The sequence below is a fragment of the Flavobacterium sp. CECT 9288 genome (assembly GCF_918731615.1).
Classification (GTDB): domain Bacteria; phylum Bacteroidota; class Bacteroidia; order Flavobacteriales; family Flavobacteriaceae; genus Flavobacterium.
Window position 1 is genome coordinate 253,789 of sequence record NZ_OU957226.1, and the last position, 26,056, is coordinate 279,844.

Genomic DNA, 26,056 nt, shown 5'->3' on the forward strand with positions numbered 1-26,056 from the left:
CACCACTTTTAACCAATTGCTAAAAAAAAACATCCTGAAAAGGATGTTTTTTTTGTATTATACTCTAATGTATGTTTGATATGTAAATGCATATTGATGTTTTTCATCGGGAGCATGATATTCGGTTGTACTAATTTTCCAAATATTTAAATCTATATCTGGGAAATAAACATCTGCTTCAAAGCGGTGATGTACTCTTGTGATATCTAATTGATCTGCGTATTTGAGTCCTAGTGCATATATTTCTCCTCCACCAATAATATATTTATCTTCATTTTCAGGGCAATGAGCAAGTGCTTTTTCAATACTATCTACAATAATACAGTCATTTGCTTTGTATTTTTTGTCTCGGGTAATAATGATGTGTTTTCTATTAGGTAATGGTTTGGGGAAACTTTCAAATGTTTTTCTGCCCATTATAATATGATGACCAGATGTTAGCGCTTTAAATCTTTTAAAATCATCTGGTAAATGCCACATTAAATCGTTGTTTTTTCCTAAAGCATTGTTATCTGCAACGGCAGCAATCATTATGATCATAATTGTAACGGGTTATTACTGTTCGTTATTAATTTGAGTTTGTAATTGGTCTATTTTCTTTTTTTGCAAGGCAACTAATCTGTCAATTTGCTCTCTTTCCCAATTTTTATTCATAAAACGATCTGTGATAAATATTTTTATAAAATGTAGCGTAAATAAAAATAACCATACAGTGATGATGTATAAGTACCAATTTGAAATAAAAGAATTTTCAAATAAATGTTTTAACGTAAATAACAATAAACTACTTAGCACAAAGAGAACAAAATGAAAGTAAAGTAGTTTTTTTTGCTTTATCCTACGTCTTGCATATTCGTATTGCTCGTGTATTTCTCGTTCCATTTTTTAAGCTTTTAATGTATAAAGATAAAGTTTATTTCTTAAAATGAATCAATTTGAAATCGTATAATTTTGTACGCAATCTATGCGCAATTTTTGAATTCAAAATTTTATGCCTGTAAAAATATATAAAAGTTTAAAAATTAACATTGTTTAAAGCATTTTAGAAATTCTATCAATGAGCGTTTGTATCTTGGTTGATTTTTATTTACTTTGTTGTATAAATCTATAAATGAAATAGTTATGTCTGTTAAGAAACAATTTATCAAAGCTAAACCTGTCTGTAAAGTTACTTTTTCTTTTCCTGCTAAAACAGCTCAACAAGTGGCCGTTGTAGGTGATTTTAATAATTGGGATCCTTCAGTTGGTGCATTAAGTAAATTAAAGAACGGTACTTTTAAGGGGGTTTTTGATTTGGATAAAAATGCAGATTACGAATTCAAGTATCTAGTAGACGGAAACTACGTCAATGAACCTGAAGCTGACTCCTACCGATGGAATGCCTTTGCTGGAAATGAAAACAGTGTTCTAGTTGTTTAAACTGTAGCACTGTTCTTAATTATACTGCAACACTTCCTTTTATACTGTCATGAGGATCATAGCCTTCTAAAGTAAAATCTTTGAATTCAAATGCAAAAATGTCTTTTATTTCTGGATTTAAGATCATTTTTGGCAATGGTCTTGGGCTTCGGGTTAATTGTAGTTCCAGTTGTTCAAAGTGATTGTTGTAAATGTGAGCATCGCCAAAAGTGTGAATAAATTCACCGACTTGTAAATTACAAACTTGTGCAACCATCATGGTTAGCAATGCATAAGAAGCAATATTAAACGGCACACCAAGGAAAATATCGGCACTGCGCTGGTATAGTTGGCAGGATAGCTTACCATCCGCTACATAAAATTGAAAAAAAGCATGACACGGCGGTAAGGCAGCTTTGTTATTAGCAACATTTTCTTCAAATGATTTTGTTGTATCTGGCAATACAGAAGGATTCCATGCAGACACAAGTAATCTCCTGCTGTTAGGATTGGTTTTTAATTCTTGTATCAAATCTTTTATTTGATCAATTTCTTCGTTATTCCAGTTGCGCCATTGTCTTCCATAAACAGGCCCTAAATCACCGTTGGCATCAGCCCAGGCATCCCAAATTTTAACTCCGTTTTCTTGAAGGTATTTTATATTAGTATCTCCTTTTAAAAACCATAACAATTCATAAATAATTGATTTTAGATGCAGTTTTTTAGTAGTTACCATTGGGAAACCTTCGTTTAAGTCAAAACGCATTTGATAGCCAAAAACACTTTTTGTGCCCGTTCCTGTTCGATCTCCTTTTTGACAACCGTTTTCCATAACGTGTTGTACTAAGTCTAAATATTGTTTCATGTTTAGTTTTTCAAAACGTTAGTTTTTGTAAATTTTACCGTCTTTCATTACAAAAACTATTTTTTCAAGTGTTTTTATTGTTGTAATAGGACTTTCGTCAACAGCAATGATATCTGCAAGAAAATTTTCTTTTATTTGACCTACAGTATCAGCTATTCCTAATAAGAATGCATTTGTAATTGTGGCTGCTTGTATTGTTTCTAGCGCGGGCATTCCTGCTTCTACCATATAACCAAATTCTTTTGCATTATTTCCGTGAGTAAAAACACCTGCATCAGTGCCAAAGGCAATTTTTACGCCCTTTTTATATGCTTTTGCAAAAGTTGCTTTCAGTTGTGGACCTACTTCTCTTGCTTTTGGGACTACAATTTCAGGATAGTATCCATTCACTTCTGCGTTTTTCTCTACTTCTTTACCTGCAGTTAGGGTAGGGACAAGGTAGGTATCGTATTTTTTCATCAACTCCATGGTTTCCTCACTCATAAAAGTACCGTGTTCAATGGTTTTTATTCCGCCAATGATTGCTCTTTGCATACCTTCGTCACCATGAGCATGTGCAGCAGTGAGCATGTTGTAATCCTTAGCTGTTGATGTTATTGCTTTTATTTCTTCTAAAGTAAATTGAGGATTTTTTCCGCTTTTTGCCACGCTTAATACACCGCCAGTTGCAGTTATTTTAATTACATCGGCACCTTCTTTATAACGTTCTCTTACTGCTTTTACGGCCTCTTCGGGTGAGTTGATTACTCCTTCATGTGGTCCAGGATCACCTACAAGCTTATGATTACTACCGTTTGTTGGGTCAGCATGACCGCCAGTGGTAGCTATAGATTTACCTGCAGTAAAAATACGTGGTCCTTTTACAATTCCTTTATTAATAGCGTTTCTAATAGATATATTTACCCCAGTTCCGCCTAAGTCTCGTACTGTTGTAAACCCTGAAAGTAAGGTTACCTCGGCACAACGAACAGCTTGAAAAGCAATGTCTGCTTCGTTTTCCAGATACTTAGACATGTAGCTTTTAGTATCGTGTTCGCCCTCTATATGAACGTGAAGGTCAATTAAGCCTGGTAAAACGTACTTTTTCTTAAGGTCTATTTCGATATCATTTGGTTGAGATTTCGATACAAAACCTTCTTGGATTTTTACGATTTTATTTTTGGAAACAATTACGGTGTGGTTTACCAGTTCTTTTCCAGTTAAGGTATTTAATATTTTTCCGCAATGCAAATAGATGTCTTGGCAAAAAGCATCAGTACTGCATCCTAATACAAGTAGGAGTAAGGCAAGTTTTGTTTTCATAGTTTGATTTATAGGTAATTGCAATCAAATATAGGATTTAATAAAACAGTTTTCAAATAAATGTTGTACTGTTTTAGTATTGCCAATTCTAAATAATTAGTATCCTTTATGAATTTCTTGTGTTATCTTTTTGAAATTTCATCACGTATTTTTGCCGCTTTTTCATAATCTTCGTTTGTTACAGCTTGATCTAATAAATCATGGAGCTCTGGCAAAGTGTGCTTAGAATAGGTGTTTCCTGCTTGATTTGATTCGTCTTCATGACCAAAAGTTTCTGGATTTGATAATACATCATCTAGGTCTTGATTGTCTTTGTTAGGATCAAGAGGATTTGTTTTTAGGAAAATTCCAGCTTTGTCTAGTATGTTTTTATAGGTAAAAATAGGAGCTTTAAAACGCAGAGCCAGTGCTATAGCATCTGAAGTTCGAGCGTCAATGATCTCCTCAATTTTGTCTCTTTCACAAATGATACTAGAGTAGAAAACACCATCTACTAGTTTGTGAATGATAACTTGTTTTACTACAATATCAAAGCGTTCTGCAAAATTTTTAAATAAATCATGAGTCAAAGGACGTGGTGGTTTTATTTCTTTTTCTAATGCAATGGCAATTGATTGGGCTTCAAAAGCACCAATTACAATGGGTAGTTTTCTTTCGCCGTCAACCTCGTTTAAGATTAAAGCGTAGGCTCCGTTTTGAGTTTGACTGTATGAAATTCCTTTTATAGATAGTTTAACTAAGCTCATAATTGTGTTGATGGAAAAGTACAAAGTACTTTTTTTTAATTAAAAGTAACTAGTATTTCCTGTAAAAAGAAATGCTACTTAAAAGCAAAGATACAAATATCTTGATTTAAGTAGCATTTAAAATGTTGTAATGATTTCTTTTTCCTTACTAGTTTTGTGCTTTAAAGGCTTTGAATTTTTCAATTAATTGAGGCACAATTTCAAATGCATCACCAACAATTCCGTAATCAGCAACTTTAAAGAAAGGCGCTTCTGGATCACTGTTGATAACTACTTTAACTTTAGAAGAGTTGATTCCGGCAATATGCTGTATAGCACCTGAAATTCCAATAGCAATATACAAGTTAGTGGCTACCGGTTTTCCTGTTTGTCCTACGTGCTCTCCGTGAGGTCTCCATCCTAAATCAGAAACTGGTTTAGAACAAGCTGTTGCTGCTCCTAACGTTGTTGCTAGTTCTTCGATCATTCCCCAGTTCTCTGGACCTTTAAGTCCACGTCCTGCTGAAACTACAATGTCAGCATCAGCTATAGAAACTTTTCCAGAACCTTTTTCAACAGATTCTACTTTAACTCCAAAATCATTTTCACCGATTGTTGGGTTGAAGTCTACTTCGGTTGCTGAAACAGCATTTTCAAAAATTCCGTATGAATTTTTGGCTAAGCCTAAAATTTTAACGTCAGTATCTATTTGAGTAATGTTGAAAGCTTTATTTGAAAAAGCCGTTCTTTTTACTTGAAAAGGGCTTGTAGAAACTGGTAAACCTACCACGTTTGATGCAAATCCAGCCTCAAGTGCAACTGCAACTAGTGATGATAAGTAAATACTATCTGTAGTGCTAGATAATAAAACTAGTTTTGAACCTTCTTGTTGTGCAGCTTGCTTAATAACATCAGCATAAGCTTTTGCAGTAAAACCAGATAATTTATCATTGTTTACATTAAGAACTTTGTCTACACCGTATTTAGCTAATTCAGATACATCACTTGCATTAACAGTTACGGCAGTTACTGTTGTTCCTAGCGTTTCAGCTACTTTTTTTGCGTAAGAAGCTAGTTCGAATGCTACTTTTTTGAATTTTCCTTCTGCGTATTCCGCGTATATTAATATTGACATAATTTTTAATTTTAGTCTTAAAGTTTTAAAGTCTAAAGTCCGAAAGGGAAATTATTATCAACTTCTTTCCTTTCGACTTTCGACATTCGACTTTATGACAGTTAGATTACTTTTGCTTCGTTGTGTAATAAGTTAATTAACTCATCTAAATTATCTGCAGATACCAGTTTCACAGCTGATTTAGGTGCAGGTTTTTCAAACTTAACTGCTTTTGTGTTTAATGTAGCGTCAACTGGCTCTAGGATAGTTAAAGCTTTTGTTCTTGCAGTCATAATTCCTCTCATGTTTGGAATACGCAAGTCTTTTTCTTCTACAAGTCCTTTTTGTCCACCAATGATTAATGGTAAAGTAGTGGCAACAGTTTCTTTTCCACCATCAATTTCACGTACTGCTTTTACAGTAGTTCCATCAACTGTTAAGTTAGTACAAGAGTTAAGGAAATTATAACCTAAAATTCCAGCGATCATTCCTGGTACCATTCCACCATTATAATCTAATGATTCTTTACCTGCGATAACAATATCGTATCCTCCGTTTTTGATTACTTCTGCTAATTGTTTAGCTACAAAAAATCCGTCAGTAGGCGTTGCGTTAACACGAATAGCTTCGTTAGCACCAATTGCTAAAGCTTTTCTTAAAGTAGGTTCTGTGTCGGGACCTCCTACATTTACTACGGTTACAGTAGCGCCTTGTTGCTCTTGAAACCAGATAGCACGTGTTAGACCAAATTCGTCATTTGGGTTAATTACATATTGAACACCGTTTGTGTCAAACTCTGAATCTCCGTTTACAAAGTTAATTTTTGATGTAGTATCAGGAACGTGACTGATGCAAACTAATATTTTCATACCTATATTTTTAATTATTCTTAATTTCTTTTACAAATTTAAAATATTAATTTGAATAATATACTATGCGTGCATAATATTTTTTTAAAATTACAACGTTTTCGTAGCCCGGATAGTAGCGGCATCCTTCCTGTGCTGCCTTTAGGCACAGGAAGATACAGCGTAGAGCCGGAAAAAGCTCCTAAAAATCATGCGTGTAAATCCTGAATTAATTTAGTATGTTTTATGCTTTTAAGTGATTTAAAATATTTATTTTTGCTTTTCGAAAATTAGACACATACAACATATAATATGAGAACGATACAATTTAGAGAGGCTATTTGCGAAGCGATGAGTGAAGAAATGCGTCGCGATGAGTCCATATACTTAATGGGTGAAGAAGTAGCTGAATACAATGGTGCTTACAAGGCATCAAAAGGGATGCTTGCAGAGTTTGGTGAAAAAAGAGTGATTGATACTCCTATTGCAGAGCTGGGTTTTTCAGGTATTGCAGTGGGATCAGCAATGAATGGTTGTAGACCAATTGTAGAATATATGACTTTCAACTTTTGCTTGGTTGGGGTTGATCAAATTATTAATAACGCTGCAAAAATGCGTCAAATGAGTGGTGGCCAATTTAATGTGCCAATTGTTTTTCGTGGGCCAACAGCTTCTGCCGGGCAATTAGGTGCAACGCACTCTCAGGCATTAGAAAACTGGTTTGCCAATACGCCGGGTCTTAAAGTTGTAGTTCCATCTACAGTTTATGATGCGAAGGGATTATTAAAAGCAGCTATTCGTGATAACGATCCTGTTATTTTCATGGAATCTGAGCAAATGTATGGTGATAAAGGTGAAGTGCCAGATGGTGAATATGTAATTCCGTTGGGAGTTGCTGATATTAAAAGAGAAGGTACTGATGTAACAATTGTATCTTTTGGTAAAATTATCAAAGAGGCTCATATTGCTGCTGACGAATTAGCTAAAGAAGGTATCTCTTGTGAAATTATTGATTTAAGAACAGTACGTCCGATGGATTACGAAACGATTTTGACTTCGGTTAAAAAAACGAATCGTTTAGTAGTACTTGAAGAGGCTTGGCCTTTTGCAAGTGTAGCATCGGAGATTACATATATTGTTCAAGAGCGTGCTTTTGATTTCTTAGACGCACCTATTCAACGTATCACAACGGCTGATACTCCTGCGCCTTACTCTCCGGTTTTATTAAAAGAATGGTTGCCTAATGCTGGTGACGTTGTAAAAGCGGTAAAGAAAGTAATGTATAAATAAAATTAAAATACAACTCTTGTTGATGGAGTTTGTATTTGTGATTTTTAACCTTAATAACTTCATCAATGGTTTCTATTGATGAAGTTTTTTTATTTGTTATGAAAAAGTATCTTTTGATTTTGACTTTGTTTTTTTGTGGTGTATTCCATACCGTATTGGCGCAAACCAAAATAAGCGGTATTGTAGTAGACAAACAAAACCAGCCGATTCCGTTTGCCAATGTGGTTTTTAAAGGATCAAGTGAAGGAATTGTTACGAATGAAGATGGGAATTTTTATTTGGAATCCCAAAAAACGTATACCGTGGTGTTGGTTTCCTCAGTAGGTTTTTCGGAAAGAGAAATTACCTTAGAAAAAGCAGTTAACTATAATTTTAAAATCACGCTTAATGAAGCCGAAAGTTTAAATGAAGTAGTCGTTTTTGCAGGTAAAACTTCAAAGAAAAACAATCCTGCACTGGATATTTTGAGAAAAATTTGGGAACGAAAACGTAAAAACGGTTTGTACCAGTTTGATCAATACCAAATGGAAAAATACGAAAAAATAGAATTTGACATGAACTCCATTGACAGTGCTTTCATGAAAAATAAAATTTTTAAGGGCATGGAGTTTATCTTCAATCAAATGGATACATCAAGAGTTACGGGTAAAACGTACTTGCCTATTTTTATTAATGAATCTCTTAATGATGTTTACGGAGATAATGTTTTAAAGAAAGTAAAAGATAAAATTAAAGCCAGTAAAACATCTGGATTTAATGGAAATCAGCAAATATTAGCTTTTGTCAAAGATTTATATTCGGATTATAATATTTACAACAATCACTTAACTTTTTTTGATAAGAGTTTTACGAGCCCATTGTCTAAAACAGGAATTGATGTCTACAATTATGTACTGCGTGATAGTGCCTATATTGATAAAAAATGGTGCTATAATATTGTTTTTTATCCAAGAAGAAAAAACGAATTGACTTTTAAAGGAGATTTTTGGGTCAATGATTCTACTTATGCTATCAAGAAAATTAATATGGCAGTGACTAAAAGTGCTAATATTAACTGGGTAAAAGACATTTATATTGAACAAGAATTTGAGGTAGTTAGTGACTCCGTTTTTTTATTGACAAAGGATTATTTAATGTCTGACTTTGCCTTGAATAAAAAAGAAGATTCAAAAGGAGTTTATGGAAAACGAACGACTTATTTTAGAAATCATCAGTTCAACAAACCCTTACCGGCATCTTTTTACAAAGACGAAGTCAATTATATGGATGATGAAGTCTATAACAAATCAGAAGAATATTGGGACGACAACCGATTTGAGAATTTAAGCAAAGATGAGTTAGGGGTGTATAAAATGTTAGATACCCTACAAACAGTCAATAAATTCAAACGCTTGTACAACCTTGTTTCTATACTTGGTAGTGGCTATGTTGAGTTTAAAAATTTTGATTTTGGTCCTGTTTTTTCATCCTTTGGATTCAATGAAGTTGAAGGAATACGATTGCGTGCTGGTGGTAGAACGTATTTTGGACCTAATGATCCTTGGCGACTTCAAGCTTATACAGCGTATGGTTTTGATGATAATAAATTTAAATACGGCGTTTCGGGAAAATGGATGGTTGATAAAAAAAATAGAATCATTATTTCAGGAGGAAACAGGCGTGACATTGAGCAAATAGGCGCGAGCTTAACCACAACCAATGATGTTTTGGGACGTAGTTTTGCTTCGTCAGCTGTTTTTTCATCCGGAAGTAATGGGAAGCTGACTAACATTAACTTGACCAATATTGCACTAGAGATAGAACCTATTAAAAACGTAGTCATTCAAGCTGGGGTTTCATATCGTACTCTTGAGTCGGCATCTTCTACTTTTAGTTTGGATTATTTTACAGATAGTGCAAATCAGGTGACCAAAAGTGATGTAAAACAATCTGAAGCCAACCTTCAAATTGAGTTTTCTCCAAAACGTAAAACAATTGGTTTTGGCGTAGAGCGCAGTATTGTAGATAGTCCCTATAGCCGCTTCTTTGTCAATTATAGTCATGGTTTCAAGGGACTTTTGGATAGTGATTTTAAATATGATAAGTTGCAATTGTATTACAAGCAGCCTATCATTATTGGTCCACTAGGAAGAACAAATTTAATCATGGAAGTAGGGAAGACTTTTGGAGAAATTCCGCTTGGTTTGTTGAGCGTAATTCCAGGAAATCAAACGTATTTTACTATCGAAAACACTTTTAGCAATCTTAATTTCTACGAGTTCGTTTCAGATGAGTACATAACCTTACAATGGAATCACAACTTTAATGGGCGCATTTTTTCTAGAATTCCGTTCATGCGCAAACTCAATTGGAGAGAAATTATAGCAGTGCGCGGCGTATACGGTTCTGTTACTGATGGTAATAGAGCAATAAATGCATCTGGCTTGGTTTACAATGCGCCAGAAAGAGGCTACTGGGAATACAGCGCTGGTATTGGAAATATATTTAAAGTATTCCGTATTGATTTTGCTTGGAGAGGTAATTATCTCAACACGCCAGGGGCCAATAATTTTACGGTAAAAGGCTCTTTTGGATTTAATTTCTAGGAGCTATTCCGGCTATTCGTTACAATCTTTTATCCGGGCTAAAAAATCAAATTATGCAAGAAGCTATTGACTACCTTTTAGAAAAAGATGCCATTTTCAAGTCAATTATTGAAAATTATGGATTGCCAACTGTTCCCAAAAGACCACAAGGTTTTGAGACTTTGGTATTGTTAATTTTGGAACAACAAGTTTCTATTGATTCGGCGAAAGCCACTTTTATGAAAATAAAAACTACTCTAAAAACGATGGCACCCGAAATTCTTCTTGATGTGTCTGATGTCGATTTTAGGAATCTTGGCGTAAGCCGACAAAAAACGTCTTATATCAAAGCTTTGGCGACAGCGCTATTAAATAAAGAACTTGATCTAGAAAGTTTACCAACTAAAACCGCTCAGGAAGTTCGGGAAGAACTCATCAAAATCAAAGGCATAGGAAACTGGACCATAGATATTTATTTAATGTTTTGCTTGCAAGCACCAGATGTTTTGCCAATTGGTGATATAGCAGTTGTCAATACGTTAAAAGAATTACTGGACATTTATGACAAGGAACTCATGTATGCACACGCACAGCAATGGAGTCCTTATCGGTCCTATGCGACTTATTTATTGTGGCATCATTACTTGAAGAAACGAAATAGAACCATTACGTATTAAAAGTAGGTTTTTTTTAAATTTATTGTAGAGATAACCTTTAATTTTCATTGCAAAAACGTATCGTTTGATTACTTTTGCAGGATAATTATAGATAAGAAAAACTAAAATGACTGCAGACAAAGTAACAACTTTCGATGTCTTAATCGAAATACCAAGAGGAAGTAGAAATAAATACGAATATGATTTCGAAATAAAAAGAATGCGTTTTGATAGAATGTTATTCTCTTCAATGATGTATCCAGCTGATTACGGATTTATCCCTGAAACTTTAGCATTAGATGGAGATCCATTAGATGTATTAGTATTAGTAAACGAACCAACTTTTCCAGGTTGCGTAATGGAAGTAAAGCCTATTGGAGTATTTCACATGGCTGATGATAAAGGACCAGATGAAAAAGTAATCTGCGTACCTGTTTCTGATCCAATTTGGAATTCGTTAGAAAACCTTTCAGACATTAACCCTCACTTATTAAAAGAAATTGAGCACTTTTTTCAAGTGTACAAAGATCTTGAAAACAAAAAAGTAGATGTTGAAGGTTGGGGAGATGTAAACGAAGCATATGCTATCATCAAAGAATGTACAGAACGCTTTAATGCTATCGAAAACAAACCAGAAGGTTTATTTAGCATTAAGTAATAATTTAGCATAATAATTGTAAAAAAAGCAATATTCCGTTTGGAGTATTGCTTTTTTGCTTAAATTCGTTTGGTTACACAATAAGTATTAACTATAAACCAAACCAAAATTATGAATACAATTATGATTTATTTGCCAATCGCCATGGCATTCATTGGACTGGCATTTATGTTTACAAAACGAGCATGGGTTTTAAAACAAGATCCAGGTGATGGTAAAATGAAAGAGATTTCAGATTACATTTACGAAGGCGCTTTGGCTTTCCTCAAAGCAGAATATCGATTATTGACTTTCTTTGTTATTGGAGCCAGTATTGCATTGGCTGGTATTTCGTTTATTGTTCCCACAACACATATATTAATAGTAGTAGCTTTTATTTTTGGTGCTTTTTTCTCAGCCCTTGCTGGAAATATGGGAATGAAAATAGCGACTAAAACGAATGTGAGAACTACGCAGGCTGCTCGAACGAGTTTGCCGCAAGCTTTAAAAGTATCTTTTGGTGGTGGAACCGTAATGGGACTTGGTGTTGCAGGTTTAGCGGTTTTAGGTTTGACCACATTCTTTATATTTTTCTTTCATTTTTTTATGAACGGTGTCTGGACTTCAACAGAAGACATGACCATTGTTTTAGAAACATTAGCAGGATTTTCTCTTGGAGCGGAATCAATAGCATTATTTGCAAGAGTTGGTGGCGGTATTTACACTAAAGCCGCCGATGTAGGTGCTGATTTAGTAGGTAAAGTAGAAGCAGGAATCCCAGAAGATGATCCTCGTAATCCAGCTACAATTGCAGATAATGTAGGAGACAATGTAGGAGATGTTGCTGGTATGGGTGCTGATTTATTTGGCTCTTATGTTGCAACGGTTTTGGCAGCTATGGTGCTAGGGAATTATGTAATCAAAGATATGGGCGGAAGTATTCAAGATGCTTTTGGAGGTATTGGACCCATTTTATTACCAATGGCAATTGCTGGTTTTGGAATTTTATTCTCTATCATCGGAACCATGTTGGTTAAAATATCCGATGACAATTCCAAAGAAGCACAAGTACAAAAGGCTTTAAATATTGGTAATTGGGTTTCGATAGGTTTGACTTTAGTAGCTTGTTACTTTCTCGTACAATACATGTTACCTGAAACCATGAAAATGGATTTCTTTGGAGAAGGAACAAAAGAAATTTCATCTATGCGTGTTTTTTACGCAACAATTGTTGGTCTAGTTGTAGGTGCGGTTATTTCATCGGTTACTGAATATTATACGGGATTGGGTACAAAACCGGTAATGGCAATTGTACAAAAATCAAGTACGGGAGCGGGTACAAACGTAATTGCAGGATTAGCAACCGGAATGATTTCAACTTTCCCCACGGTTTTATTATTTGCGGCAGCGATTTGGACTTCCTATGCTTTAGCAGGATTTTATGGTGTGGCTTTGGCGGCATCAGCAATGATGGCAACCACAGCTATGCAATTAGCAATCGATGCTTTTGGACCTATATCTGATAATGCGGGCGGAATTGCAGAAATGAGTGAACTACCTAAAGAAGTGCGTACTAGAACCGATATTTTAGATTCTGTAGGGAATACAACAGCAGCAACTGGGAAAGGATTTGCTATTGCTTCGGCAGCATTGACATCACTAGCCTTATTTGCAGCTTATGTAACATTCACGGGGATTGACGGAATCAATATTTTCAAAGCGCCAGTTTTGGCCATGTTATTTGTAGGCGGAATGATTCCCGTAGTTTTCTCGGCGCTAGCCATGAATTCAGTTGGGAAAGCTGCCATGGATATGGTGTACGAAGTGCGTCGACAGTTCAGAGAAATCCCCGGGATTATGGAAGGAACTGCAAAACCAGAATATGCAAAATGTGTCGATATTTCGACAAAAGCCGCTTTGCGCGAAATGATGTTACCAGGTGTTTTGACTATTGGTTTTCCAATTGCCATTGTACTTTTAGGAAAGTTAGTGTATTCAGATAACAACCAACTCATTGCCGAAATGCTTGGAGGTTATATGGCTGGAGTTACCGTTTCGGGTGTTTTGTGGGCCGTTTTCCAAAACAATGCTGGAGGTGCTTGGGACAATGCCAAAAAGTCTTTTGAAGCGGGTGTGGTGATTAATGGTGAAATGACCTATAAAGGATCTGATGCGCACAAAGCAGCGGTTACCGGAGATACTGTTGGTGATCCTTTCAAAGACACTTCGGGACCATCTATGAATATTTTAATCAAATTGACTTGTTTAATAGGTTTGGTTATTGCTCCAATTTTAGGAAATGGTCATTCAGATGTAGCTACAGTTAAGTCTTGTTGCGCTGCTCATTCAAAAACAGAAATGGTTTATAGTATGGGCAAATGTGACCTTTCAAAAATGGCTAACATGACTAAAGCAGAATGTGAAGCGATGTGCAAAGAAAACGGATGTACACCTGAACAAACAGCAAAATGTTTGGCAAATTTTGATGCCAATGGTAAATATAAATATCAAAAAACAGATTGTTTTGACACCAGTAAATACGAGAAAAAAACCGTGAACGTAAGTATCTCTTCTACAGATGGAAAGACTGTTGGAAAAGTAACAAAAATAGTCAACGGTAAAACAACAACAGAGGTTTTTGAAGGCACAGAAGCTGAAGTAAAAGCCAAAATTGATGCTGTGAAGTAAAATAGTAAAATCATATAATAAAAAAAATGCCTTGCAATTTGCGAGGCATTTATGTTTTATAATAATTGGTTGTAATAAGTTCTCTCTTTTTGTCCATTACAACATAAATCATTTCACTCTGTTTTTATCCAATGGTATTAAATTGTTGATTCATATCTAAGGGTATATTTTGCTTATTTTGTAACTATGTAATGTTAAGTATATGCGGTATAAATACTGTGTTAAAGGATGTAATAAAATTTGTATTTTTTTTAAAATTAAAGGTAAAATTATTAATAAAATTTCTTTAGATTTGATTTATTAAAAAAGTTATCGCGAAAACTATTTAAAAAAACATTATTAACATTATTAAATTATCACATGAAAAAAATTGTATTTTGCCTTTTGGCTGTAGGAATGACAGCATTTGCTAGTGCTTCAACCGGAGAAATTGGAAAACCAGTTAAGGAAACCGTAAGAAAAGAAATTGTTTCTAAAAAGAAGCTGGAAAAACTAAAAACTGTTGAAGTGAAAGAAGAAGTTAAGACAGTTAAATGCACACTATACACAGGAGTAACAACATCTAATCCATCTGGTTGGGAAACATTTGAGTATTCTTGTTTTTTTTGTTGGGGTGGCTCTGAAAATGGTTGTCTTGCATCAGCGGCTAAAGAGAGTGGTTTAGCTTTGTAGTGACAAAATAAATTGAGACTTGTAGTTTATTACGAGTCTCAATTTATAAAGTTTTATAGTATAATAGCAGGTGTTATTTATCAATTATATTTTTTTAAATGAAAAAAATTATTTTCTTTTTATTTTTTACAACTAGTTTTTTTGCTCAAGAAGTGACTTTCAAATACAAGTTTACAACTAATTTTTCTTTCGATAAAGCTACAACTACAATTGACTTTACGATGCAGCAAAATGGGGATGCTGCTATTATCGATACAGATAATATTACAGATTCGAAACAATTTAAATATCATAATGAAATTACATTGTTAAAAGCCAGCGATTCAATTTGTGCTTACAATGTTAATGATCAAGGATTTCTGTTCCTAGCTAAAAATAAACATTATAAAGATTATAGAAATAATATGCAAATATTACATGATATTTCTTTTAGAGGCTCAGCATATTTAGAAGATAATATTGATATATTTAATTGGGAACTTCTTAACGAAAAGGATACTTTAATAGCTAATTTTAAATGCAAAAAAGCGATTACTAAGTTCAGAGGTAGAGAATATACTGCTTACTATAGTAATGAAATTGCAAATCACGGTGGGCCTTGGAAATTTGATGGTTTACCTGGTTTTATTTTGAAAGTTGATTCTAAAGACGGGTATGTCAATATTGAGCCTACAGCAATTATAATCAATAATAATGAAGACAAAGTGCTTAAAAATCCTTTTTTGGGTAAAAAGACAATATTGTTTAAGGACTTAGCCGCTATAGTTATTGAAAAAGAGAAAAAAGCGGTAGCAAAAAGAAAGGCAGATGCAGGAGGCAATCTTATTAATGCAAAATTTGGACCGCATGAGGGTATTGAAGACATTGGACTCAATGGCACACGAGTTTATGAATAATGAATAAGTTCTAAAAGTGGTAATATTTATTGATGCTTACTGTTATGTTGCGTTGTAAATAATAATAAAGTGTAAATACATATGTATGTCTTAAACGTTTTAGCCAGCAATAGTATCTTCAAAGTAATAGTCGTGACTTAAGAGAGTGAATAATATTCAAAATCAATATGCTTAACCGCTGCGCATTAAGTGGCGGAAATAGCAATCCCAAATCATATCATGTTAAAATATTTCTTATTGCTTTTTTTGAGTACTACCGCATTTAGTCAAACTATTAATTTTAACGTTAAAGATGAAGAAGGTATTGCAATACCTTTTTGCAATGTATTATTAATAGAAAAATCTACAAACGCGACACTTGAATTTACTAAAATTATAAATGGTATAGGTGTTTATAGTGTTAAGAAAAAGTACACTTCTCTTATAATTAATGTACAATCTGTAAACTATTTTTATGAGAAAGTAGTAATCGAAAATCCAGATCAAGACAAAACTTACAACTTTAGTATAGTGATGAAAAATAACCATATGAAACAACTCGATGAGGTTATTATAAAAACACCAGACCGGCCTTATTCTGTAAAAAAAGACACTGTAATTTTTGACGTAGCAAAGTATCGAGATGGCAACGAGAAAAAGGTTGAGGATTTATTAAAAAAGTTACCCGGGATTGAGGTAGATGTTAACGGTGGGATAAAATATAGAGGAAAAGTACTTGAAACGGTCACTTTAGACGGTGATAATATTTTTAATAGTAACTATAAATTAGGTACTAAGAATATCAATATTGATATGGTTGAACAAATAGAAGCTATCGAAAATTACACTAATAATATATTGCTAAAAGGTATTGAAAGTGATGGAAAAGTCGCACTGAATTTAAAATTAAAAAAAGGAAAGTCAGATTATTCAGGTAATCTTGAAAATGGTTTAGGCTTAAAAAATGAACTTAATGGTGCGTACTATTCTAATTCTTATTTGATGCAGATTGCAGCGCGTGTCAAATCATTTACAACCCTAAATTTGAATAATATTGGGCGTAGTGATTCTTTTTTTTACGAAAAACAAAATTCAAAAAGTTTAGATAAAAAATCTGAAGAAGACTTTAAAACTATTAAATTGTTATCAGATCAATTATTTGCGCCTAGTTTAGATCCTGTAAGATTCAATAGAAATAATCAATTTTTTATCAGTCACAATAATTTATATAAATTCAATAAGAAGGTAAGTCTCAAAACGAATTTGAACTTTATTGATGATAGAATTGATTCTGAGCAAAGAGTAATGACTCAAAACTTTTTTAATAATACAACTGTTGAGACTAATGATAATTTCATTTTTAAGAAAAAACCAAAGGTATTTACTGCAGAATTAGAATTAAGAATAAATACTTCAAAGTCCAGTTTGTTAGAAATTTTCAGTAAACAGTATTTTGAAAGTACCAAGTTATTTAGCGATTATACTAAAAATAATTCGTTAGCTTATAATAATATTAATATTTCAGAAAATTATTTGGGAATTAACAAAGTAGTTCATACCTGGAAAATAGCCTCCAACAAAGCTCTACAAGGCAATGCGTACTATGCAATAAACATAATTCCTCAGCAATTTAGTAGTGTAAATGCAAATGAATCATTGATTCAAGATAGTAAATTTAAGAAGTCTACCATATTGATTAATTATAATTTGGTTGGAAAGTCAAAGTTTTTAAGTTACACCATTCAGATGGGTTCGAATAATATTAAAACACCTTATTTATCACAAAATTCCATAGTAGGTAATAATACATTATTTATTAACAATACCATATATAATCATTCTAGAGTCCGCATAAATAGTGGCAGAATCACATTTGTCCCTGGTATTTCATTTACTAACTACTACTTAAGTTTAAGTAGTAGTGGATTAAATATTATTTCACCAGTTAATACGGTTATTATAGAGCCTTCTATTAGTGCTGAGTACAAGATGAAAGGTTCTTTATTTACTGCTTTGTATTCGAACACTAGAAAGCCTATTAAAGAGGAAAATATATTTATCGATCGTGTGTTTGTAAGTAATAGAACTACAATTTTAAACAAGCCGTCTTTTGATTTTCAAAAAAGAAACGCCTACAGTTTAAGTTATTTTTATACAGACCTTTCAAGTAATGCGACCTTGAATATGTCTATACAATACGATAAAAACAACGGAAACTATTTGTCAGATTTTACCATTGATGAGAATACTGTTGTTGTTAAAAATGTATTTTATGAAGTATACAATACTTTATTAAGTGCAAATTTACGATTTTCAAGATTTTTTGAAAAGTTAAAAACTACCGCAACATCCACTTCAAGTATAACGGCGACAGAATATCTTAATATTGTAAATAGTTCAGATATTCGAAAGAATAATAACCAGATAATTAATAATTCATTAAAAATAGGGACGGGTTTTGCGAGCCGAATTAATTTTCAAAATACGTTTTCGCATAGTTCTATTGCATCAAAATCAGGTGTAACGAATCGAGTAGAGTCTATACAGAATAGTTTCTCGATGAGAACACGAATTAGTAAGAAGTCAAGCGCAACCTTGAAAAGTGATTTTTTCATTCCAAACCTAAGTAATAGCAGTAACAGCTATCATTTTGTAGATTTGGAATGTGGTTACAAATTTAATGATAATATTAACCTTACGTTACTAGCCAATAATTTATTGGATTTAAAAAGTTTCAATCAGGTTGAAAATAATGATTTCTCAGCTTATATATCGCAAACAAATTTAACGAAACGTTTTTTCTTGATTAATGTGGAATTTACTTTTTAAGCAATTATTGAAAACAGAATGGATTTTTTATCTAAAACAACCCGTTCAATTCGGCATCAATTCGGTTGAAAATGTTTCCTAAATCCTCTGGATTGTCCACAAAATTGATATTGTCTACATCAATGATCAATAATTTTCCTTTGTCATAGGTTTGAATCCAGCCTTCGTAGCGTTCGTTCAAACGGCTTAAGTACTCAATTGATATGGAGTTTTCGTATTCGCGGCCACGTTTGTGTATTTGTCCCACTAAATTAGGAATAGAACTTCTTAAGTAAATCAGTAGATCGGGTGCTTTAACCGTGGACTCCATCAATTCAAATAAAGAAGAATAATTTTGAAAATCACGATTGGTCATTAAACCCATAGCATATAAGTTGGGTGCAAAAATGTGCGCATCCTCATAAATGGTTCTGTCCTGAATGATTTTTTTACCGCTTTCGCGAATTTGCATCACTTGACGAAAACGACTGTTCAAGAAATAAATTTGTAAATTAAAGGACCATCGTTCCATTTGATGATAAAAATCATCTAAGTACGGATTGTCAACTACATCTTCAAAATGCGGTTCCCACTTAAATTGTTTGGCTAATAATCGGGTTAAGGTTGTTTTTCCCGAGCCTATATTTCCTGCTATTGCTATGTGCATTACGGTATTGTGATTTTATAATTGCTAATTCCTGAGGTTGTAAAAATAGATAAAATTTGGTCTTTGTAATGAAATTTGACAAACGTTTTTTCGGAAATTACCAATTGTATTTTTTTATCTTTTACTACATCAATAAAGTATAATTCTCCGCTTTTAGAATAGATGTATTGGGTGTCATTTAAAAGGGCAATGCAATCAAAATCTGGGATGCTATGTATTTTTTTTATTTTTCCAAAAATATCACAAGCGTACCAGTTTTTTGCGGTATCAATCCATTGGAACAAATTGAAATCAGTACTGTAAAATATAATGTTTTCACTTAAGGGTGTCGCAAGTGTTTTGTAATTCTGATTCAAATAATCGTACAAGCCTATTTGTTGATTCATACTGTTATAAACCCAAATTTGGTTTTGAGAAGCTATACCTACCGCTGTTGCCACTATTGGTATTGGATTTTCTGAAAAATTTATTTTTTGAGTTTCATTCAGTTGATTGTCAAGAGTAATAACCATATTGAAATTTTCGTAAAATAAAACTAATTTGAGAGGGTTTTGTAGATCGACCTTTGTGATCTTCCCCAAAGAAATGTTTTTGTAATCCAATCTTTCGCTCCCATTAATTTTTGAAAAAACATCATTTTTAAGGGTATAATAAAAACCAAAGGAGTCGTATCCTAAAAAATCATCAGCATCCACAGCAATCGTGTTCAATCTTGTAACAGTTGGTTTCTGATTTTGACAAAAACCTATCGTTGAACAGTAAAATAGGGTCAAAAAAACTAATTTTTTCATAAAGTAAAAGTACAATTAAACCAAAAGCGTAATTGATTGTCTTAGTATTTATTTAACAGTATCGTTGTAACAAAAATACTAATATCTACTCTTATTTATTAAAAACCATCAAGATGCAAAGATTAATTTTAACATTGGTAATCGCAGTAGTTTCCTTTTTAGGGTTACAAGCGCAGGAATTTCAAGGAATGGCTGTTTATGAAAGTAAAACGAGTACTTCTGATTTTAAATCCAGAATGGAAGGCAACAAAAACATGACGCCTGACATGCAAAAAATGATTGAAGAACGAATGAAAAAAATGTTCGAAAAAACATTTATTCTCAACTTTAATAAAACGGCTTCCATTTATAAAGAAGAAGAAAAATTAGAGGCTTCAAATCAAGCAGGTGGCGGATTCCGAATGATGTCAAGCTTTGCAGGAGGCGGGGGAACTTATTATAAAAACGTAAAAGACAAACAATACAGCAACGACAAAGAGTTCATGGGTAAAGAATTCTTGGTTAAAGATTCGCTTACAAGTCTAGCTTGGAAAATGGAATCCGAAACAAGAGTAATAGGCGGGTATACTTGTTACAAAGCTACTGCAACAAAGAAACCAAGCGCTACAGATTTTAGAAATATGCGTCCTCGTAAAGATGATGCTGAAAAGAAAGAAGGAGCAAAACCTGCTGAGGAGAAAAAAACCAATTTTTTGGATGCTGTTGAGGTGCCAAAAGAAATCGCAATCACTGCTTGGTATACGCCTGAAATCCCAGTGAGTCAAGGACCTGAAGGCTATTGGGGTTTGCCGGGATTAATTTTGGAAGTAAATGATGGACGCACAACTATTTTGTGTTCAAAAGTAGTTTTAAACCCAAAAGATAAAGTTGAGATTAAAGCGGTTGCAAAAGGAAAAGTAGTTTCGCAAAAAGAATATGACGAAGCCGTAATGAAAAAAATGGAAGAGTGGAGAGAGATGAATCAAGGCCGTGGTGGAAATGGAGGTATGCAAATGCGTTTCGGAAATTAATTAAAGTAAAGATATGAAGAGTTCAATCATCAGTTTAGTATGTTTGTTTGCTGGATTTGGTCTACAAGCACAAGTATTTCAAGGTAAGGCAGAATACCTTTCTAAAATTATTTTAAAAAACAAACCTGAAAATACCGAGAAAAATTCAGAAAAAGATGCGGTTCTTTCTGCATCGCTTCTAGACGCTATGAAATCCGCAAGTGAAAAAACATACTTGCTCACTTTTAATAAGCAAGAGTGTTTGTATGAAGAAATACAAAAATTAGAAAAACCAAAGGCACCTAGTAATGGTATGGTTATAAGTGTGAAGTTCTCACTTGATGGTCAATCATATATAGATACAAAAGCAAAAATAAAAATAAATGAGAATGAAATTTTTGGTAAAGAATTTTTAATCGTTGATGCGTTGGTAAAACCAGAATGGAAGTTGGTAGATGAGACAAAAAAGATTGGTGATTATACCTGTTATAAAGCAGAAGTGATCATTCCTGTAACTGAGAGACAAAAAAGTGACTATAAAGATTTCTTGAAGAGGCAAGAAAACAAAACTAGTCTTTTTCCTATGCAAGAACCTAAAGACAAAGTTGTTACTGCATGGTACACGCCAGAAATACCTGTTAGTCTTGGACCAAAAAACTACTGGGGCTTACCAGGGCTAATTTTAGAGATAAACGAGGGTGATTTTATTATGCTCTGCTCTAAAGTTACATTGAGTAACAAAGAAGTAGCTGAAATTAAAAAACCAAATACAGGAAAAAAAGTCACACAAGCAGAATTTGATGCCTTAGAGAAAGCAAAAATAGACAGTATAAAAGGCGATGGCGAGGCTATAATTATTAATAGCAACTAATTGATTAAGTTTTACATTCTACACACTTAACATATGAAACATTTTTTTCTTTTTTTAATATTTTTTGTTTGCTCTATTTCTTTTGCTCAATCAGTTAAATTAGAAGGTCTCGTAACTGATTCTAAATCTGGTCCACTAGAAATGGCTAACGTTATGGCAGTGAATCAAACTACCAAAGCAATGGATGCATACGCTATTACCACCGATAAAGGCAAGTTTATTTTAAACCTAAAACCTAACACGACTTATGTTTTAAAACTAAGTTATTTGGGCATGCAAAATAAGGAAGTGACTGTTGCTACACTTTCTCAAAACTTGGTGCAAAATATCACCATGGAAGCGGGTGGGATTGAGCTTGATGGTGTAGAAATTGTGCGCGAGATGCCAGTTTCTATCAAAGGGGATACCATTGTGTACAATACTGATTCGTTTAAAACGGGAGAAGAACGCAAGTTAGAGGACGTTTTTAAAAAATTACCAGGTTTTGAAGTAACAGGTGACGGACAAGTGCAAGTAGAGGGAAAAAAAGTGACTAAGCTTTTTGTAGATGGAAAACCGTTTATGGAAGGCGATACGAAATTGGGTTCAAAAAACATTCCATCCGATGCAGTCGATAAAGTGCAAGTACTTCGTAATTTTAACGAAGTATCGCAAATGAAAGGCCTCGAAAACAATAATGACGACATTGCTATTAATATCAAACTTAAAAAAGGTAAAGATAAATTTTGGTTTGGTGACGTAAGTGGCGGTTTGGCTAATGATAAAGGGTATATCTTTAATCCAAAGGTGTTTTATTATTCGCCAAAAACTAGTATCAACTCTATTGTAAACTTTAATAATATTGGTGAAGTTTCATTGACTTCGGCTGATTTTTTCAGAATTAATGGGGGAGCACGAAACACGATTGGTCGTAACGGTACTTCATTAAATTTTAATCGAAACTTTTTCGGTTTATCAGGTGGTGATAATGTGGCCAAAGCGAGTGATAAATTTGGGACTATAAATGTCAATCATTCGGTTTCTAAAAAATGGACTTTATCCGGTTTTGCGGCTTATTCGGCAACATTCAATCAGTCTATTACCAATTCAGAACGAGGAATTTTTGAACCAAACACTACAAATATTGCGACTTTAGAAAACAGAAAAAACAATACAGAATCTCGCAACAATGCCTTCATTTCTAAATTTGGTTCAAAATACAAAGCCAATGAGAATTTTCAATTGGATTATGATGCTTTTTTTAGAAAAAACGATCAGCAAGATGTAGATAATAGTCAAACTAATTTCACCTCTACTTCAAACGGGAATACGGTAACAAATAACAACACCGTAATTGCTTTTCAAAAGCAAGCTCCAGCATCGTTCAATCAGAGTTTGAATATGTTTTATACTCAAAATCCAAAGTCAACTTGGGTGTTAGAAATGCAACATCAATACGAGGATGAAGACCCTTTTTACAATCCGCAGCTTTCGGTAAATCCATACCAAAATGCAAATTCAACAAACCCGAACGATCCAAGTGCGGTTTTTGTAAATGAAAATGCCCTAAACATACAGCAATCTCGTTTCGTAAAAACGAATAAGTTAGATGCAAAAGTTGACTATTTTTATCAAATCTCGAACAAAAGTATCTTGAATGTAACTGCGGGAAATACGAATGCTTACCAATCGTACAACTCGAGTATTTTGCAAATTCTTCAAGATAATTCAGTAAATCCGGTAGAGCAAGCTGCTTATAATAATGATGTGCGTTACCTATTTAATGATGCTTTTATAGGTTTGCATTATAAGTTTATCAGAGGTAAGTTTACTTTTAATCCTGGTTTTTCTTTGCACCAATACAACACTTCAAACGAGCAATTTTCATCGCCATTCAAACTTAATTTTACTAGATTATTGCCTGATATGTTTGCGCGTTGGGACTTGAAGAAATCAGAAAATGTAACCTACAATTTCAATATGCGTAACGGCTTTAATGATGTGAATGCTTTGGTTGAAGGATTTGTTTTTACCAATTTTAACAGTTTATCACGAGGAAATGCGCAATTAGAAAATTCATTAGTTACAAGTCATCGTTTGAATTATTCTAAGTACAACTTGTATAATTTCACTACGATTTTTGCAAACATTAGTTATACAACTACCAAAGATCCAGTGGTAAATGGAGTTTCTTTCCAAAGTATTTATTCAACCTCTGACCGTTTGAATTTAGATGCTGAAAACGAAAATTTAAACGGAAATTTGTTTTATTCTAAAAGCTTCAAAAAGTATTATAAAGTTACTGCTGGAGCCAATGCAGGTTGGAATCGCAATTTTGTATTAAACAGAAGAGTTCAAGGCGGAGTGACTCAAGAATTCATCCAAGGAATCGAGAATGTGAATCATGCGTACAACCTAGCTTTTGCAACGCAATTCAAAAAATATCCAAACGTAGATTTGGGTTACCGTGTGAATTTTTCAGAGCAAGCAGCAAATAAATTCACCACCCAAACACCGACCGTAAAACTGAATTATTATTTCTTGAATGGATTGAATGTTAATTGGGATTATGCCTTTAACCGATTTAAAAATCAAACTAATGGTATAACAAATGATTTCGAAATTATGACTGCTAGTTTGAACTACATCAAGAAAGATGCAAAGTTTGAATACCGCATTCAGGCGAATAACCTTTTGAATACTCGTTCAAGATTGAACAACTCATTTAGTGTAAACGGTTTTAATGCCAATGAAAATATCATCCTACCTCGATTTGTAACTTTCATAGTGAAGTACAATTTATAAGCTTAATTTAGCTTAAAAAGCAAAGGGGATTTAGTTGTATGAACTGCCCCCAAAAAGTTAGACGCTATTTGGGGGCATTTTTATGGAAAGAAAAGTCAAGTACAATTATGAATTTAAACTTCGCTGTGTGGCAGAAGTTCTAAGAAAACATCGTTCGGTTTATTCGGTAGCCTATGAAAATGGTATATCAAGTTCTAATCTTGATCGCTGGATTAAGTTTTATATTGAATTTGGAAATGAGGGTCTTTTACCAAGACAGAAAAACAAAAACTATAGTATAAACTTTAAACTGAAAGTACTACGAGCTATTGAAAATAAGTCAATATCTTTGAGTAAAGCTTGTTTAACTTTTAATATTCCAAGAGAGTCAACTATAACAAGTTGGCAAAGAAAATACGAAATTGAAGGAGCAGCAGGTTTACAAGATAAACCTAAAGGCAGACCTGTAACTATGAATTTTAAGAGAAAGCAACGAAAAACAGATAAACCATTAACCAGAGAAGAAGAACTTCTAAAAGAACTTGAATATTTACGAGCAGAGAACGAAATTTTAAAAAAGTTCAATGCCTTAGTTCAAGCCGAACAAGCCAAGCAAAACAAAAGGCTCAAACCATAATGGAATTAAGGCATAAATACGATTTAGAGGTTCTACTCAATTGTATGAAAATGGTCAGAAGTAGTTATTATTACTATGAAAAAAGAAGTCAATTAGTTGACAAATACAAGGATATTAAAGAATTGATTAAGCAGATTTACAATCACCATAAAGGCAGATTGGGTTATCGTCGTATTACTTTAGTAATCAGACAAAAGGGAATTATAATTAATCACAAAACAGTATTACGATTGATGAAAAGTTTAGGATTGAAAAGTTTAATACGAGTTAAAAAATACAAATCCTACAAAGGCGAACAAGGAAAAATAACTCCAAATATTTTACAACGCAATTTTAAAGCAGCAAATCCCTATGAAAAATGGGCAACTGATGTAACAGAGTTTAATGTTTCAGGCAACAAATTATATCTATCACCTATTATTGATTTATATAATGGAGAAATAATAAGTTACGAATTATCTGAAAGACCTAATTTTAATCAAATAACCAACATGCTTAAAAAGTCTTTTAAACGAATACCTAATAATACCAATCTAATACTGCACTCAGATCAGGGCTGGCAATATCAAATGAAACAATATCAAACACTATTGAAAGAAAAAGGATTAGTACAAAGTATGTCTAGAAAAGGAAACTGTTTGGATAATGCAATTATTGAAAACTTCTTTGGAATATTAAAATCAGAACTGTTTTATATTATGAAATTTAGAGACATAAACCACTTAAAAACTGAAATTATACAATATATCAAATATTACAATAATGAAAGAATAAAACTCAATTTAAAAGGAATGAGCCCGATACAATATCGAGCTCATTATTATCAAAATTAATTATAAATTTGTCTAAACTTTGGGGTGCAGTATATGTAGCTAAATCCCCTTTTTTTATAAACT

Annotated in this window: 23 protein-coding genes; 14 read left to right on the plus strand and 9 right to left on the minus strand. The window is 33.3% G+C overall.

Annotation, left to right across the window (positions count from 1 at the left end):
- Positions 1 to 57: 57 nt before the first annotated feature.
- Positions 58 to 540 carry a dihydrofolate reductase gene (locus tag LQ189_RS01095; RefSeq protein WP_230153928.1) on the minus strand — a complete coding sequence of 161 codons (483 nt, stop codon included), beginning with the start codon at positions 538 to 540 and terminating at the stop codon, positions 58 to 60.
- A 15-nt stretch (positions 541 to 555) separates the two neighbouring features.
- Complete coding sequence (locus tag LQ189_RS01100; RefSeq protein WP_230153929.1) at positions 556 to 882, minus strand: 2TM domain-containing protein; 327 nt, start codon at positions 880 to 882, stop codon at positions 556 to 558.
- A gap of 240 nt (positions 883 to 1,122) precedes the next feature.
- Between LQ189_RS01100 and LQ189_RS01105 the strand changes: the two genes are divergently transcribed.
- Positions 1,123 to 1,419 carry an isoamylase early set domain-containing protein gene (locus tag LQ189_RS01105; RefSeq protein WP_230153930.1) on the plus strand — a complete coding sequence of 99 codons (297 nt, stop codon included), beginning with the start codon at positions 1,123 to 1,125 and terminating at the stop codon, positions 1,417 to 1,419.
- A gap of 19 nt (positions 1,420 to 1,438) precedes the next feature.
- Here the strand turns inward: LQ189_RS01105 and LQ189_RS01110 are convergent, their stop codons facing one another.
- The 5 genes from LQ189_RS01110 to LQ189_RS01130 form a co-directional block, all read right to left on the minus strand.
- Positions 1,439 to 2,263, minus strand: a complete 825-nt coding sequence (locus LQ189_RS01110; RefSeq protein ID WP_230153931.1) for a thymidylate synthase — start codon at positions 2,261 to 2,263, stop codon at positions 1,439 to 1,441.
- Between the two features lie 18 nt (positions 2,264 to 2,281).
- The gene (locus LQ189_RS01115; RefSeq protein ID WP_230153932.1) at positions 2,282 to 3,565 is read right to left on the minus strand and encodes an amidohydrolase family protein; all 1,284 of its coding nucleotides are present in this window, start codon (positions 3,563 to 3,565) and stop codon (positions 2,282 to 2,284) included.
- A gap of 122 nt (positions 3,566 to 3,687) precedes the next feature.
- Positions 3,688 to 4,311, minus strand: a complete 624-nt coding sequence (locus LQ189_RS01120; protein ID WP_086454858.1) for a bifunctional nuclease family protein — start codon at positions 4,309 to 4,311, stop codon at positions 3,688 to 3,690.
- Positions 4,312 to 4,459: 148 nt separating this feature from the next.
- Positions 4,460 to 5,425, minus strand: a complete 966-nt coding sequence (locus LQ189_RS01125) for an electron transfer flavoprotein subunit alpha/FixB family protein (protein WP_230153933.1) — start codon at positions 5,423 to 5,425, stop codon at positions 4,460 to 4,462.
- A gap of 101 nt (positions 5,426 to 5,526) precedes the next feature.
- Positions 5,527 to 6,273 carry an electron transfer flavoprotein subunit beta/FixA family protein gene (locus LQ189_RS01130; protein ID WP_230153934.1) on the minus strand — a complete coding sequence of 249 codons (747 nt, stop codon included), beginning with the start codon at positions 6,271 to 6,273 and terminating at the stop codon, positions 5,527 to 5,529.
- 291 nt (positions 6,274 to 6,564) lie between these two features.
- On the opposite strand from LQ189_RS01130, the gene LQ189_RS01135 reads away from it, so the two are divergent.
- From LQ189_RS01135 to LQ189_RS01170, 8 genes are all read left to right on the plus strand, one after another.
- On the plus strand, positions 6,565 to 7,542 hold the full coding sequence (locus LQ189_RS01135) for a pyruvate dehydrogenase complex E1 component subunit beta (protein WP_144891543.1): 978 nt from the start codon (positions 6,565 to 6,567) through the stop codon (positions 7,540 to 7,542).
- 98 nt (positions 7,543 to 7,640) lie between these two features.
- Complete coding sequence (locus LQ189_RS01140; RefSeq protein WP_230153935.1) at positions 7,641 to 10,127, plus strand: DUF5686 and carboxypeptidase-like regulatory domain-containing protein; 2,487 nt, start codon at positions 7,641 to 7,643, stop codon at positions 10,125 to 10,127.
- A 53-nt stretch (positions 10,128 to 10,180) separates the two neighbouring features.
- Positions 10,181 to 10,783 (plus strand): DNA-3-methyladenine glycosylase, encoded by a 603-nt coding sequence (locus LQ189_RS01145; RefSeq protein ID WP_230153936.1) that lies wholly within the window; start codon positions 10,181 to 10,183, stop codon positions 10,781 to 10,783.
- Between the two features lie 106 nt (positions 10,784 to 10,889).
- Positions 10,890 to 11,420, plus strand: coding sequence for an inorganic diphosphatase (locus LQ189_RS01150; protein WP_086453321.1), 531 nt, complete (start codon positions 10,890 to 10,892; stop codon positions 11,418 to 11,420).
- Positions 11,421 to 11,531: 111 nt separating this feature from the next.
- The gene (locus LQ189_RS01155; protein ID WP_230153937.1) at positions 11,532 to 14,087 is read left to right on the plus strand and encodes a sodium-translocating pyrophosphatase; all 2,556 of its coding nucleotides are present in this window, start codon (positions 11,532 to 11,534) and stop codon (positions 14,085 to 14,087) included.
- A gap of 360 nt (positions 14,088 to 14,447) precedes the next feature.
- The gene (locus tag LQ189_RS01160; RefSeq protein ID WP_230153938.1) at positions 14,448 to 14,759 is read left to right on the plus strand and encodes a hypothetical protein; all 312 of its coding nucleotides are present in this window, start codon (positions 14,448 to 14,450) and stop codon (positions 14,757 to 14,759) included.
- 98 nt (positions 14,760 to 14,857) lie between these two features.
- Positions 14,858 to 15,655 carry a GLPGLI family protein gene (locus LQ189_RS01165; RefSeq protein WP_230153939.1) on the plus strand — a complete coding sequence of 266 codons (798 nt, stop codon included), beginning with the start codon at positions 14,858 to 14,860 and terminating at the stop codon, positions 15,653 to 15,655.
- Between the two features lie 219 nt (positions 15,656 to 15,874).
- Positions 15,875 to 18,463: a hypothetical protein gene (locus LQ189_RS01170; protein ID WP_230153940.1), complete on the plus strand. Its 2,589-nt coding sequence runs from the start codon at positions 15,875 to 15,877 to the stop codon at positions 18,461 to 18,463.
- A 31-nt stretch (positions 18,464 to 18,494) separates the two neighbouring features.
- Here the strand turns inward: LQ189_RS01170 and LQ189_RS01175 are convergent, their stop codons facing one another.
- Both LQ189_RS01175 and LQ189_RS01180 read right to left on the minus strand, forming a co-directional pair.
- Positions 18,495 to 19,109 (minus strand): deoxynucleoside kinase, encoded by a 615-nt coding sequence (locus LQ189_RS01175; protein WP_086453323.1) that lies wholly within the window; start codon positions 19,107 to 19,109, stop codon positions 18,495 to 18,497.
- A complete protein-coding gene (locus LQ189_RS01180) occupies positions 19,109 to 19,900 on the minus strand; it encodes a hypothetical protein (protein ID WP_230153941.1) in 792 nt (263 codons plus the stop codon). Before LQ189_RS01180 ends, LQ189_RS01175 begins: the two co-directional genes overlap by 1 nt.
- 113 nt (positions 19,901 to 20,013) lie before the next feature.
- Between LQ189_RS01180 and LQ189_RS01185 the strand changes: the two genes are divergently transcribed.
- The 5 genes from LQ189_RS01185 to LQ189_RS01205 all read left to right on the plus strand — a co-directional run bounded on the left by LQ189_RS01185 (position 20,014) and on the right by LQ189_RS01205 (position 25,993).
- A complete protein-coding gene (locus tag LQ189_RS01185) occupies positions 20,014 to 20,910 on the plus strand; it encodes a GLPGLI family protein (RefSeq protein WP_230153942.1) in 897 nt (298 codons plus the stop codon).
- A 13-nt stretch (positions 20,911 to 20,923) separates the two neighbouring features.
- On the plus strand, positions 20,924 to 21,760 hold the full coding sequence (locus tag LQ189_RS01190) for a GLPGLI family protein (protein ID WP_230153943.1): 837 nt from the start codon (positions 20,924 to 20,926) through the stop codon (positions 21,758 to 21,760).
- A gap of 33 nt (positions 21,761 to 21,793) precedes the next feature.
- A complete protein-coding gene (locus LQ189_RS01195) occupies positions 21,794 to 24,544 on the plus strand; it encodes a carboxypeptidase regulatory-like domain-containing protein (RefSeq protein WP_230153944.1) in 2,751 nt (916 codons plus the stop codon).
- An 82-nt stretch (positions 24,545 to 24,626) separates the two neighbouring features.
- Positions 24,627 to 25,160, plus strand: a complete 534-nt coding sequence (locus tag LQ189_RS01200) for a helix-turn-helix domain-containing protein (protein ID WP_255667772.1) — start codon at positions 24,627 to 24,629, stop codon at positions 25,158 to 25,160.
- The gene (locus LQ189_RS01205) at positions 25,070 to 25,993 is read left to right on the plus strand and encodes an IS3 family transposase (protein WP_230158597.1); all 924 of its coding nucleotides are present in this window, start codon (positions 25,070 to 25,072) and stop codon (positions 25,991 to 25,993) included. The genes LQ189_RS01200 and LQ189_RS01205 overlap by 91 nt, the downstream gene beginning before the upstream one ends.
- The last annotated feature ends 63 nt before the right edge of the window (positions 25,994 to 26,056 follow it).